Annotated in this window: 14 protein-coding genes; 11 read left to right on the forward strand and 3 right to left on the reverse strand. The window is 59.4% G+C overall.

Translation table 11 applies throughout. The annotated features are described in order from the left end of the window. Positions 1-117 precede the first annotated feature (117 nt). From H6866_07495 to greB, 7 genes are all read left to right on the forward strand, one after another. A complete protein-coding gene (locus tag H6866_07495; GenBank protein ID USO07264.1) occupies positions 118-678 on the forward strand; it encodes a pilus assembly protein in 561 nt (186 codons plus the stop codon). After that, entirely contained in the window at positions 671-1,225 is a 555-nt protein-coding gene (locus H6866_07500; GenBank protein USO07265.1) for a pilus assembly protein, read from the forward strand. Before H6866_07495 ends, H6866_07500 begins: the two co-directional genes overlap by 8 nt. Before the next feature lie 49 nt (positions 1,226-1,274). Next, positions 1,275-2,630: a VWA domain-containing protein gene (locus tag H6866_07505; GenBank protein USO07266.1), complete on the forward strand. Its 1,356-nt coding sequence runs from the start codon at positions 1,275-1,277 to the stop codon at positions 2,628-2,630. A gap of 132 nt (positions 2,631-2,762) precedes the next feature. Continuing rightward, entirely contained in the window at positions 2,763-3,263 is a 501-nt protein-coding gene (locus H6866_07510) for a response regulator (protein ID USO07267.1), read from the forward strand. Between the two features lie 47 nt (positions 3,264-3,310). Further along, positions 3,311-3,856, forward strand: a complete 546-nt coding sequence (locus H6866_07515) for a hypothetical protein (GenBank protein USO07268.1) — start codon at positions 3,311-3,313, stop codon at positions 3,854-3,856. A 58-nt stretch (positions 3,857-3,914) separates the two neighbouring features. After that, a complete protein-coding gene (locus H6866_07520; protein ID USO07269.1) occupies positions 3,915-4,658 on the forward strand; it encodes an rRNA pseudouridine synthase in 744 nt (247 codons plus the stop codon). After that, positions 4,655-5,215 carry a transcription elongation factor GreB gene (gene greB / locus H6866_07525; GenBank protein ID USO07270.1) on the forward strand — a complete coding sequence of 187 codons (561 nt, stop codon included), beginning with the start codon at positions 4,655-4,657 and terminating at the stop codon, positions 5,213-5,215. Before H6866_07520 ends, greB begins: the two co-directional genes overlap by 4 nt. Here greB and H6866_07530 read toward each other — a convergent pair. The 3 genes from H6866_07530 to H6866_07540 are packed head-to-tail and all read right to left on the reverse strand — an operon-like array spanning position 5,212 to position 6,144. Then, on the reverse strand, positions 5,212-5,394 hold the full coding sequence (locus H6866_07530) for a DUF2892 domain-containing protein (protein ID USO07271.1): 183 nt from the start codon (positions 5,392-5,394) through the stop codon (positions 5,212-5,214). The two genes, greB and H6866_07530, sit on opposite strands and share 4 nt — an antisense overlap. A gap of 27 nt (positions 5,395-5,421) precedes the next feature. After that, positions 5,422-5,769: a carboxymuconolactone decarboxylase family protein gene (locus H6866_07535; protein ID USO07272.1), complete on the reverse strand. Its 348-nt coding sequence runs from the start codon at positions 5,767-5,769 to the stop codon at positions 5,422-5,424. Between the two features lie 42 nt (positions 5,770-5,811). Continuing rightward, on the reverse strand, positions 5,812-6,144 hold the full coding sequence (locus H6866_07540) for a rhodanese-like domain-containing protein (GenBank protein USO07273.1): 333 nt from the start codon (positions 6,142-6,144) through the stop codon (positions 5,812-5,814). Between the two features lie 141 nt (positions 6,145-6,285). On the opposite strand from H6866_07540, the gene H6866_07545 reads away from it, so the two are divergent. Genes H6866_07545 through H6866_07560 form a run of 4 tightly spaced genes read left to right on the forward strand, consistent with a single transcriptional unit; the run spans position 6,286 to position 12,110 of the window. Next, positions 6,286-6,612 carry a helix-turn-helix transcriptional regulator gene (locus tag H6866_07545; protein USO07274.1) on the forward strand — a complete coding sequence of 109 codons (327 nt, stop codon included), beginning with the start codon at positions 6,286-6,288 and terminating at the stop codon, positions 6,610-6,612. Beyond that, the gene (locus H6866_07550) at positions 6,603-7,592 is read left to right on the forward strand and encodes an efflux RND transporter periplasmic adaptor subunit (protein ID USO08623.1); all 990 of its coding nucleotides are present in this window, start codon (positions 6,603-6,605) and stop codon (positions 7,590-7,592) included. The genes H6866_07545 and H6866_07550 overlap by 10 nt, the downstream gene beginning before the upstream one ends. Beyond that, on the forward strand, positions 7,589-10,825 hold the full coding sequence (locus H6866_07555; GenBank protein USO07275.1) for an efflux RND transporter permease subunit: 3,237 nt from the start codon (positions 7,589-7,591) through the stop codon (positions 10,823-10,825). Before H6866_07550 ends, H6866_07555 begins: the two co-directional genes overlap by 4 nt. Then, on the forward strand, positions 10,818-12,110 hold the full coding sequence (locus tag H6866_07560; GenBank protein USO07276.1) for an NAD(P)/FAD-dependent oxidoreductase: 1,293 nt from the start codon (positions 10,818-10,820) through the stop codon (positions 12,108-12,110). The genes H6866_07555 and H6866_07560 overlap by 8 nt, the downstream gene beginning before the upstream one ends. Positions 12,111-12,114: the final 4 nt, after the last annotated feature.

Below are 12,114 nucleotides of genomic sequence, written 5' to 3' on the forward strand. Positions count from 1 at the left end.
ATATCAAGAAAATCGGGCGGATAAAACGCCTTTCTTAAACTTCTCTTAAAGCGGTGCGCCATACAATTAATAAAGAACGGGAGCATTAAAGACTTCCGCGAATCTATTGTGGGCACGATGAAAAACGTTTTTCGCACCGATGAATCCGGGGTCACGGCGATTGAATTCGCGCTGCTGCTGCCGGTGCTTGTGACGATCATCATGGGATCGATCGAACTGAGCATGTATCTTTTCGTGCAATCCGCGCTCGAAGGGGCGACATTTTCCGTTTCGCGTCTGGGCAAGACCGGCTATGTCGAATCCGGCATGACGCGCGAGGAAACGATCCGCGCTGCGATGGCCGACCGATTAGGCATATTTTTTGACCCGGACAGGCTTTCGATCATAAGCGAATCCTACGACGACTTCTCCTCGGTCGGCGAACCCGAACCCTTTATCGACGCCAACGGCAACGGCGTGCGCGACAACGGCGAAAATTATACCGACATCAATGGCAACGGCCAGTACGACATGGACCGCGGGGTGACCGGCCCCGGCACCGCGGGGCAGGTCACGGTCTATACCATTTCCTATCCCTGGAATTTGATGACGCCCTATTTGACCGACTCGCTCGGTCAGGATGGGGTGGCCGAGATTTCATCCCGTTTTGTCGTAAAGAACGAGCCTTTCGGTGGTTAGAAACGCGCACCATATCCTATCCGACGAACGCGGCGTGGCCGCGACCGAATTCGCGTTCCTGCTGCCCATTCTGCTGCTTTTGGTGATGGGTATTTACGAATCGACGCGCTTCGTCCTGTTCAGCCAGAAGCTAGACCGCGTCGCCTATACCGTTGCGGACGTGACGGCACAGCAAACCGCCGTTACCAACGCCGATCTTTCCGATATCGTCACCGCCGCGACCAAAATCATGGAACCGTACGAATTCGGCGAGCTCGGGCGGGTGATCATCTCATCGGTCTATCAGGACCCGGATGACGGCCCCGTTGTGCGCTGGCAATACGCGGGCGGCGGCACCTTGCCGCGCGACAGTTTGATCGGTGATCCGGGCGAACCGGCGACATTGCCGGACGGCTTCACCCTGAACGACGAGGACAATGTCATCGTCGCCGAGGTTTTCTATTACTACACGCCCCCGTTTTCGGAGGATTATTTAAGTACACGTGAAAACTATAAAACCGCGGTCTTCAAGCCGCGCTTCGGCGCGCTGACCACCGCGCCGAATTAAAAAGATAAAAAAGATGGTGTGTGTCATGCGTAGGAACGGAAAAAACAATTTGCTTGGTAAAGCGAGGCAGGGCGGCAGCATGGTCGTCGCCGCGACCTTCGGCATCATCGCGATGCTGGGTACCGCAGGCCTTGCGGTCGATATCGGGCGCGCGCAGCTCGCGCAATCGAAACTATCAAGTGCGCTCGACGCCGCGGGGCTTGCCGCAGGGGCCAGCATCAGTACTCAAGACTTGAATACCGAAGTGAACAAATATCTCAACGTCAACTTCAACAATTATCTTGATGCGACGATCGACGATATTGATCCGCAATACGACCCCGACACCAACGTGATCACCGTCACGGCCACAGGACATATCGAAACCACCTTCATGAAATATTTTGGCATCGATACGGTGCCGATCGATGCATCAACCGAAATCACCCGCGCGACAAGCGGGCTTGAACTGGCGCTGGTGCTCGATAACACCGGGTCGATGGCGGGCACGCGGCTAAGCGCGCTTAAGGATGCGGCCTCGGAAATGGTCGGCACCCTGTTCGGCGACGGCACCAATGACCAACAGCATCTCTGGATCGGCGTCGTCCCCTTCTCGCAGGCGGTGAATATCGGAACACAGCACGAAAGCTGGCTGACCACCGGATCTATCGCCGCCAAAAACTGGGGCCCGGACAGCTGGGCGGGATGCGTCGATGCGCGGCTGAGCAGTCTTGATACCACCGACTCGCCGCCGTCTTCCGGTAGTTTTGAACCGTATTACTGGCCCGACGACGGCAACAACAACTGGATCAAAACGACGACCAAAAAAGGCAAGACCACGACGACTTACACGATCGACGACACCCACGGACCGAATAAATACTGTCCGCAATCCAGCATGGGATTGACCTCGGACGAGAGCGCGGTGCTGACGGCGATCGATAATATGGAGGCGCGCGGCAACACTCACATCGTCACCGGCGCGGTCTGGGGCTGGCGTATGTTAAGCCCGAACTGGCGCGGCCTGTGGGGGGGCGAGATGGATGAAAACGACCTGCCGCTCGATTACAACACGCCGCGCATGAACAAGGCGGTGGTGATCATGACTGACGGCGAAAATACTATCAGCAGCTCCAGTCATGGTGCGTACTGGTACCTGTCCGACGGGCGTCTGGGCACTACCGATCAAAACACCGCGGTCGATGAACTGGATACGCGCCTTTCCAGCGTCTGTACCCAGATGAAGAACAACAACGTCATCGTCTATACGATCGCTTTCGGTAGTCCGGGTACGAGCATCCAGAACCTGCTGCGCAATTGCGCCAGCCAGGCGGATTATTATTTCGACTCGCCCGATAGCGACGAACTGCACAAGGCGTTCCGCCAGATCGGGGATTCTCTCTCCAACCTGCGGGTCAGCAAATAGATAGAATTGTAGGGAAAATTCACCGCATCTTAGGCGCTTTTCCGTAATATATAAAAAAGCGCCTGGCGGGTTTTTCCGGCTTCCGTGATGGGCGCGTAATGAAACCGCCGGATATGTGGTTAGAGTCTCAGCATGAGGAATCCAGAGCCGCGCCAGGCCGCCATTGACCGCAAGGACCGCGAACATAACGTTGTTCTGGTGGCTGATGACAATACCTTTATTCGCTTTCTGGTAAAAAAATGGCTGGGCGCGCAGGCAAAAATCGTTGAAGTGTCGAACGGCGCTGATGTGATGTCTGCCTATCTGCGCAGCAATCCCGACATGGTTTTTCTGGATATCCACCTGCCGGGATGCAGCGGCAAGGACGTGCTGGCCCGCTTGATGCAGGCCGATCCGGAAGCCTATGTGGTGATGCTTTCCGCCGACAGCAACCGCGACAACGTCATGAATACGGTGCGTACGGGGGCCAAGGCCTTTATCACCAAGCCTTTTACCCGCGATACGCTGCACAGATATTTCTTGAAGTGCCCGACGGTCCGCCAACCGGAGTTGGCGCTTGACGAAGCGCCTTCCATGTCTACCGTGCCCTCCGGCCATCAAAACGCCGAAACATTCGAGATCGAGATAAGTTAAGCTCGAACATTGATGCGTTTAGTGCGTAGAAATGGTACACTAAATCCATGAACAAACGCTGGCTTGTGCCGCTGCTTTGCCTTGCGCTTTTGATGGGCGGGTGCGCCCGTTTTCCGGTGCCCGGCGGCACGGAAAGCGTCAACGGCAAGGCGTTCAAGGGCGCGGACGATTTCCGTACCCGCATCGATCAGCTGGTCCCCGGCATGGGGGAATCCCAGGTTTTTGCGATTATCGGGCGCAACCGCGATAGCCTGACCCGCCTTTCGCGTCCGGAAGTGATCAGCGCCCTGTATGGCGGCAGCGCGGTCCAGATGATCTCCGGTCCTGCTGAACGGGCCGAGACCCGCGCCTTTGTCGACTCGCTTTACGGTTATCGTATGAATTTCCGCAACACCAAGAAAGATGTCGGCTTTGCTTCGCCTATCCGGATGCAGACTCACGAAACCGGCTATAACTACAGTGTCGACATGGTCTTCCAGAACGGCGTTTTATTTGAAAATCCAGTCCTCTCCGGCGGGCTGATTGATGGCACATCGTCGCGCACCGTCTTCGATTATCTCAATCCCGGCATGGCCGTCGATCGTATCCCCTGACGGATACATATCTGACGGGGATTCCATCATCTGATGCTTACATGCTATTCTGCACCCCATGCGTCTGAACATCTTTTTGCAAAAGGCCGGTATCGGCAGCCGGCGTGAGGCTGAGCGCCTCGTCGCTGATGGTCGTGTCACCGTCAATGGCGTCCCTGCCACGGTCACCACACCGGTGGAGGAGGGGGACGCAGTCTGTGTCGACGGCAAACCCGTTTCGGCTGAAACAAGGCCGTTGCCGCGCCTGTTCATGGTCTACAAGCCGCTCGACGTGCTGGTGACCACTTTCGACGCACAGGGACGTAAAACCGTCTTCGAACTGCCCAGTCTTAAACAATCCGGCCTGCCACGCCTGATGACCGTGGGCCGCCTCGACGTCAACTCGGAAGGATTGCTGCTGCTGTCGTCCGACGGGCCGCTGGCGCAGGCGATGATGCACCCCGACACCGCGCTTGAACGCGTTTACCGCATCCGCGTCCATGGCCGCCTGAAGGACGACGACATCGCGCGTCTGGCACGCGGCGTCACCGTGGCCGGGGTCAGGTACAAGGGTGCGAAGGTGACCGAGGACCGCGCGCCCACCGGGCGCAACACCTGGTACACCATCACCCTGACCGAAGGGAAAAACCGCGAAATCCGCAAGCTGATGGAGTATTTCGGCTGCGTGGTCAACCGCCTGATCCGCCTTCAATACGGGCCGTTCCGGCTGGGCGACCTGCCGGAAGGCGCGCTGCGCGAAGTCTCGAAAAAACAGGTCGCGGCGCTGATCGACGATTTGAAGAAACGCGGCGCGAAGCTGTGAGCAAGGCCTTCACCAGCGAGGAGACCGAGGTCGAGGACGCCGAACGTCCGGACGAACCGCCGCCGTTGCCTCCCGGCACGAAAAATTACATGACGCCGGAAGGCGCCGCTGCGCTGCGCGAGGAATTGCGTTTTCTGCTGAAGGACGAGCGCCCGCGCATCGTCGAAATCGTGTCCTGGGCGGCGGGAAACGGTGACCGTTCAGAAAACGGCGATTACCTGTACAACAAGAAACGCTTGCGCGAAATCGACCGCCGCGTGCGCTATCTGACCAAGCGTCTGGACAAGGTGGAAATCGTCGATCCGCGCCGCCAGCAGACGCTGGAACAGGTGTTCTTCGGCGCGACGGTGACCTATGCGCGCGCCGACGGCACGAAACAGACGGTGAAACTGGTCGACATCGACGAGGCCGACATGGCCCATGGAAAGATCAACTGGCAGTCGCCCGTCGCCCGCGCGCTGATGAAGAAACGCGAGGGCGACCGGGTTGAGTTGCGCACCGGCGGCGGAATCGAAACGCTGGAAATTCTGGCGATCGACTACGTAACCGGCGATTAGCCCTTCTTGGTCGAAAGACCCAGCGGCAGGTAAGCCGGACAAAAGCGGACCAGCCCGGTGCCAAGCGGAACGATGCCGACGGCGCCCCACCAGCTTTTCATGTAGATGCCAACGCCGATGATGACGACGCCCGCGACGATGCGCAGTGCGCGGTCGATATTTCCAACATTCTGTTTCATGTTTGAACCTTTCAGGGTTGTTGTTAATCAGGCTTGTTGTTTGAACTGGTCGAAGGCGCGCAGGGCGTCCGCGGCGTACATCAGCGACGGGCCGCCACCCATGTATACGCACATGCCAAGCGTTTCGGCGACTTCCTCGCGCGTTGCGCCAAGCCGCACCAGCGCCTTGGCGTGATAGCCGAGGCACCCGTCGCAATGTCCGGCGACACCGAGCGCGAGCGCGATCAATTCCTTGGTTTTTTCATCCAGCGCGTTGGCCTTCAGCGCGGCGTTCGCCATCTGGGTGAAGCCGGTCATCGTGTCGGGGATGATCTGCCGCAGCTCCTTGGAATAGGCGCTGATATCCGCGATGATCGATGGAAATTCCTTGCTCATTTTCGTTTCCTTGCGTTGTTTTGCCCCAGCCTTTTTTGACCGTCAGCCTTTTTTGATCGTCTGGCCGCAGGCCTGACACCCCATCAACCCGCCTTCGATCACATGCACGTCCGTGTATCCGGCCTTGGTCAACTGGCTTGCGACTGCGACCGCGCGCTTGCCTGCCAGACACAGGATATACAGTTTGGCGTCCTTGGCCAGCCCGTGGTCGTGCACCAGGGATTCCGGATGAATTTCGTCCATCGGGATGTGGATATGCGGCAGGTCAAGGCATGCGTCCGCATGTTCCTTATTGGTACGGACATCAAGGATTGTGGCACTCTTGCAGGATTCGGGCGTCAAGTCGCTGGCCCGGATTGTTTTGTGCGCTGCCATAAAAAACATGAAGGTCCTTTTGCCGGATTTACCGGAAGTTAAATTATTATGTTATAAAATAATAATCTAGTCATATAAGTGCGGCGTGCTAAAGTCAACTGCCTCCGGATCACAGATAATTCGGCTTAAGGAATGTAAGACATGGCCAGACGAAGCAAACCCAAACCCCAAAGACACGAAAACCTGATGCAGGCGGTGGGTCTGCTCAAGCTTCTGGCGCATCCGGTGCGTCTGTCGATTTTGTGCAATCTGCTGCATCGCGGCGAACTCAGCGTCGGCGACATCGTCGACGCCGAAGACGGCCGCGCCAGCCAGTCCCAGGTTTCACAGTTTCTCGGCAAGATGCGCAGCGAAGGTCTGGTGACCTCGCGCAAGGTGGCACAGACGGTTTATTATCGTCTGGATTCCGCTCCGGCGCGTGCGGTGATACAGTATTTGTACGATACCTATTGTGGAAACTGCCAATGAAACGTTTCGCCTTATACTTGCTGCTTCTCGCTCTGCTGCCCGCCTCCGCGCTCGCGCAGGTCCTCGCACCGGAATATACGGTCAGGGAATGGTCGATCCACGATCAGAAGGCGGTCTTCGCCACGGTCGAAAGCCGCAACGTCGTCCCCGCCCGCGTGCGCATCAACGGCACCATCGCCACCCTTTCGGTCAGGGAGGGGGACGAGGTGAAACAGGGGCAGGTCCTCGGTGTCGTTGCCGATCGCAAGATCGCGCTTCAGATCGGCGGGCTCGACTCCCGCATCGCCGCCACCGATGCCCAGATCACCCAGTCCCGCACCGAACTTGGTCGCGTCAAGGCGCTGGTGCCTTCGGGCTCGGCCTCGCAATCCTCGCTCGACAAGGCGCAAAGTGCCTATGACGTCGCCTTCAATTCGCGCAAGGCGCTGGTCGCGGAGCGCGAGGTGCTGTCCCGCCAGATCGCTGAAGGCCGGGTGCTCGCGCCGGTGACGGGCCGCGTCCTGAGCGTGCCGGTGACCGCTGGCACGGTGGTGATGCCGGGCGAAGCGCTGGCCACGGTGGCGGAAGGCGATTTTGTGCTGCGTCTGGAAATCCCCGAACGCCATGCGCGCTATGTCCATAAAGGCGACACCGTGACGCTCGACGCGCCTGAGGTCAGCGCCGCCGCCGCGCCCACCGGCACGATCGTCAAGGTCTATCCGGAAATAAACGACGGTCGTGTGCGCGCCGACGCGTCGGTCAAGGGCATCGGCGATTATTTCGTGGGCGAACGCGTCCGCGTCTGGATCGCGGTTGACTCCCGCCGGGCGATTGCCGTTCCTGCGGGCTATGTCGCGCACCGTTTCGGCATGGACTTCGTGCGCGTCAAAACCCCGTCGGGCGAGATGATCGAGGCGCCGGTCCGTCTGGGCCAGACGACGCCGGAGGGACCGGAGATTCTTTCAGGTCTTAAAGCCGGCGACGTGGTGGTGCGTCCATGAGCGAACACAGGGATTCTGGGCTTTCGGGCCGCCTGACGCGCGCGACGATCAATGCGCCGCTCACGCCCCTGATGCTGATCGCGGCGCTGGTCTTCGGAATGATCGCGCTGATCACCATCCCGCGCGAGGAGGAGCCGCAGATCAGCGTCCCGATGGTCGATATCTCCGTGCGCGCGGACGGCCTAAAAGCGCAGGACGCGGTCGAACTGGTGACCAAGCCGTTGGAAGAAATCGTCAAGGGCATCAACGGCGTCGAACACGTCTATAGCCAGACGCAGGACGACCGCGTCATGGTCACCGCGCGCTTTATCGTCGGCACCCGGGCCGAGGACGCGATCTTGCGCGTGCACGAAAAGATGAGCTCCAACGCCGACCGCATTCCGATCGGCATTCCTGAACCGCTGATCGTCGGGCGCGGCATCAACGACGTTGCGATCGTGGTCCTGACGCTTTCGCCCAGCCCCGGCGCCGCCACGCATTGGGACCGCGGCGCGTTGTACGATCTTGCCGAAAGGTTGAAGGCCGAAATGGTAAAGGTCGACAATGTCGGCCTGACCTACGTGTCCGGCGGCGACCCCGCCGAAATCAGGATCGAGCCGAAACCGGACAAAATGGCCGAATACGGCATCACCTTGCCACAACTTGTCGCCAAGCTCAAAGGGGCCAACAGCGCGATCTCCCCCGGCTATGTGCGCGCGGACGGCAAGACCGCGACCGTGCTTGCGGGCCAGACCCTGACCGGTATTCCGGACGCAGGATTGCTGCAACTCACCACCTATGACGGCCGCCCGGTCTACGTGCGCGACGTCGCCGATGTCGTGGTCGGAACCATGCCGTTGGAACAGCGCGTGATGACACGGCACAAGGCGCAGGACGGAAACTGGCAGGAATCCGTTCCTGCCGTCAGTGTCGCGATCGCCAAGCGCGCGGGTGCGAACGCGGTGGTGGTGTCCGACGACATCCTCGAACGCCTCGCCACCCTTAAATCCACGCTTCTGCCGAAGGACGTGGATATCGAGGTCACGCGCAATTACGGCCACACTGCGGATGAAAAGGCGAACGAACTGCTTTTTCACCTTGGTCTTGCCACCCTGTCTATCGTCGTCCTGATCGGGTTTTCCATCGGCTGGCGCGAAGCCGCGGTGACTTTGGTCATTATTCCCGTGACCATTCTGCTGACCCTTTTTGCCGCCAAGATGATGGGATACACCATCAACCGCGTCAGCCTGTTCGCGTTGATCTTTTCGATCGGGATTCTGGTCGACGACGCGATCGTCATCATCGAAAACATCGCCCGCCACTGGGCGATGAAGGACGGGCGTCCGAAAATCGAGGCCGCGATCGACGCGGTGTCCGAAGTCGGCAACCCGACCATTGTCGCGACGCTGACCGTGGTCGCGGCGCTGTTGCCGATGCTGTTCGTATCGGGCCTGATGGGGCCGTATATGGCGCCGATCCCGGTCAATGCCTCGGTCGCGATGTTGTTTTCGTTTTTTGTCGCGGTCACCATCGCGCCGTGGCTGATGATGAAGGTGACCAAACGCTTCCCCGCGGGCGAAAACCACGCCGATCACGGCGAGGGGAAGCTTGGTGCGCTCTACCGCCGTTTCGCCACGCCCATCGTGCGCGACCGGCGCGTCGCCATCCTTTTCCTGATCGGTGTTGGCGCGGCGACGCTTTTATCCATGACGCTGTTCGCGACGCGCGGCGTGACGGTCAAATTGCTGCCCTTCGACAACAAATCAGAACTTGCGGTTATTGCCGATCTTCCTGCGGGCAGCGCGCTTGAGGATACGGAGCGCGCGCTCGACCGGACCGCCGAAGTCGCGAAGGAAATCCCCGAGGTCGTTTCTCTGCAGACCTATGCGGGCACGCCCGCGCCCTTCAACTTCAACGGTTTGGTGCGGCATTACTATCTGCGTCAGTCGCCGGAAAAGGGCGAAATGCAGATCAATCTTCTGCCCAAGGGCGAGCGTTCGCGCAGCAGCCACGAAATCGCGCTCGACCTGCGCGCGCGCATGAAGGCCGACCCGGTGCTTCAGGATATGCCGCTCAAGGTGGTGGAAGTGCCGCCGGGCCCGCCCGTTCTGTCCACCGTGATCGCGGAAATTTACGGGCCAAACGCGGACATGCGCCGCGCGGTGGCCGAACGCACGCAAAAGGCGTTCGGGCAGGTGCCTTATATGGTCGATATCGACAATTCCTTCGGGGTGCAGCCGCCGCGCCTGCATATCGAAATCGACCCCGACCGGCTTGAATTCTATGGGCTGGAGCAAAACACCGTTTACGATACCATCCAGATGCTGTTGGGCGGCGTGCCTGTCGGGTATTCGCAGCGCGGCGGCGGACGCAATCCGGTGCAGATCGATATTCGCCAGCCCGCGCATGATCTTGTCTGGGGTACGAAGCTTGCGACCACGCCGCTGGCCCCGGCCAAGGCCGGTGCCGCTATGGTTGAACTTGGCGATGTCACGCGCGTGCGCGACGAACTGGGCTCGCCCGTCATCTTCCGCCATAACGGGCGTTACGCCGACATGGTGATGGCCGAACTGGCCGGCGCGTTCGAAGCCCCGGTCTATGGAATGCTCGATGCGGAAAAGGTGATAGACAAGGCGGATTGGGGCGATGTGCCGAAGCCGGTAATAAAATACCACGGCGCGCCGACCGATGAATCGAAGCCCACCTTGCTGTGGGACGGCGAATGGGAAATCACCTATGTCACCTTCCGCGACATGGGCATCGCGTTTGGCGTGGCGTTGCTTGGCATCTACGTGCTGGTGGTGGGGCAGTTCAAAAGCTTCAAGATTCCGCTGGTGATTCTCACGCCGGTTCCGTTGACCTTCATCGGCATCATACTGGGGCACCTTCTTTTTCATGCGCCGTTCACCGCGACATCGATGATCGGGTTCATCGCGCTGGCGGGTATCATCGTGCGCAACTCGATCCTTCTGGTCGATTTCATTCGCCACGGCGCGGGTGCGGGCAAAAGCCTGCGCGACGTGCTGCTGGAGGCCGGGGCCGTGCGTTTCCGGCCGATCATGCTGACCGCACTGGCCGCGATGATCGGCGCGATTACAATTCTGACCGATCCGATTTTTCAGGGGTTGGCCATCTCGCTTTTATTCGGTCTGGCCTCCTCGACCATTTTGACGGTCTTGGTAATTCCCGCAATTTACGTCATCCTAAGGGACGACGGACGTCCGTTAACGAATAAGGAGGATCATCATGGCTGAGATTGTCGTTCTGGGTGCCGGTCTTGGGGGCACCATCATGGCGTACGAATTGCGCGCGCATCTGCGCAAGGGTGACCGGGTCAGCGTTATCGGCCAGGGTTACAGCTACCACTTCGTACCGTCCAACCCATGGGTTGCGGTGGGCTGGCGTGAACGCAAGCATGTCGACGTCAATCTCAAGGACGTGATGCGCAAAAAAGGCATCACCTATTATCCGCAAGGCGCCAAGCGCGTAAACCCGGCCGAGAATTCCATCACGCTCGAAGACGGCTCGCTGGTCAAATACGACTATCTGGTGATCGCGACCGGTCCCGATCTCGCCTTTGACGAGATTCAGGGCTTCGGGCCCAATGGCTTCACCCAGTCGATCTGCCATATCGATCACGCGGAAAAGGCATACGATGCCTTTAAAAAATTCGCCGACGATCCGGGCCCCATCGTGGTCGGCGCGGTACAGGGCGCATCATGTTTCGGCCCGGCTTACGAATTCGCCTTCGTGCTCGATACCGAGCTGCGCAAACGCGAAATCCGCGACCGCGTGCCGATGACCTTCATCACCTCCGAACCCTATGTCGGGCATCTTGGCCTCGACGGCGTGGGCGACACCAAGGGCCTGCTGGAAAGCCAGATGCGCAACCGCGACATCAAATGGATCACCAGCGCCCGGATCAAGCATTTCGAGGACGGAAAGATTCTGGCCGAGGAAGTGGGCGATAACGGCGACGTCCTGCGCACGCACGAGGTCGCGACGAAATACACCATGATGCTGCCCGCCTTCCGTGGCGTGCCGGCGGTTGCGGGCATCGAAGGGTTGACCAACCCGCGCGGCTTCGTGCTTGTCGACCGGTATCAGTGCAACCCGACTTACCGCAACGTCTTCGGCATCGGCGTGTGCATCGCGATCGCGCCGCAGGGCAAGACTCCGGTGCCGGTGGGCGTGCCCAAAACCGGCTTCATGATCGAATCCATGGTCACCGCCACCGCGCGCAACATCGACCGCGTGCTGCGCGGCCTGCCGATGAATACGCAGGCGACATGGAACGCGGTCTGCCTGGCCGATTTCGGTGACCGTGGCATAGCCTTCGTCGCCCAGCCGCAATTGCCGCCGCGCAATCTCAACTGGTCGTCGGCGGGAAAATGGGTCCACTGGGCCAAATATCTGTTTGAACGTTTCTTCGTCTATAAGATCCGCCGCGGTACGGCCGAGCCGTTCTATGAACGCTGGGGCCTCCAGCTTCTTGGCCTGCGCAAACTCAAAAAAATCGTCGAACCCCAAAAAGGATGACCGT

The organism is Rhodospirillales bacterium, assembly GCA_023898805.1.
GTDB lineage: Bacteria > Pseudomonadota > Alphaproteobacteria > Micavibrionales > UBA1664 > UBA6145.

What these genes read in the sequence shown, in the direction of transcription:
- H6866_07495 (USO07264.1), top strand. Translation starts at nt 118, where the DNA reads ATGAAAAACGTTTTTCGCACCGATGAATCCGGGGTCACGGCGATTGAA.
- H6866_07510 (USO07267.1), top strand. Translation starts at nt 2,763, where the DNA reads ATGAGGAATCCAGAGCCGCGCCAGGCCGCCATTGACCGCAAGGACCGC.
- H6866_07515 (USO07268.1), top strand. Translation starts at nt 3,311, where the DNA reads ATGAACAAACGCTGGCTTGTGCCGCTGCTTTGCCTTGCGCTTTTGATG.
- H6866_07520 (USO07269.1), top strand. Translation starts at nt 3,915, where the DNA reads ATGCGTCTGAACATCTTTTTGCAAAAGGCCGGTATCGGCAGCCGGCGT.
- H6866_07530 (USO07271.1), bottom strand. Translation starts at nt 5,394, where the DNA reads ATGAAACAGAATGTTGGAAATATCGACCGCGCACTGCGCATCGTCGCG.
- H6866_07535 (USO07272.1), bottom strand. Translation starts at nt 5,769, where the DNA reads ATGAGCAAGGAATTTCCATCGATCATCGCGGATATCAGCGCCTATTCC.
- H6866_07540 (USO07273.1), bottom strand. Translation starts at nt 6,144, where the DNA reads ATGGCAGCGCACAAAACAATCCGGGCCAGCGACTTGACGCCCGAATCC.
- H6866_07545 (USO07274.1), top strand. Translation starts at nt 6,286, where the DNA reads ATGGCCAGACGAAGCAAACCCAAACCCCAAAGACACGAAAACCTGATG.
- H6866_07555 (USO07275.1), top strand. Translation starts at nt 7,589, where the DNA reads ATGAGCGAACACAGGGATTCTGGGCTTTCGGGCCGCCTGACGCGCGCG.
- H6866_07560 (USO07276.1), top strand. Translation starts at nt 10,818, where the DNA reads ATGGCTGAGATTGTCGTTCTGGGTGCCGGTCTTGGGGGCACCATCATG.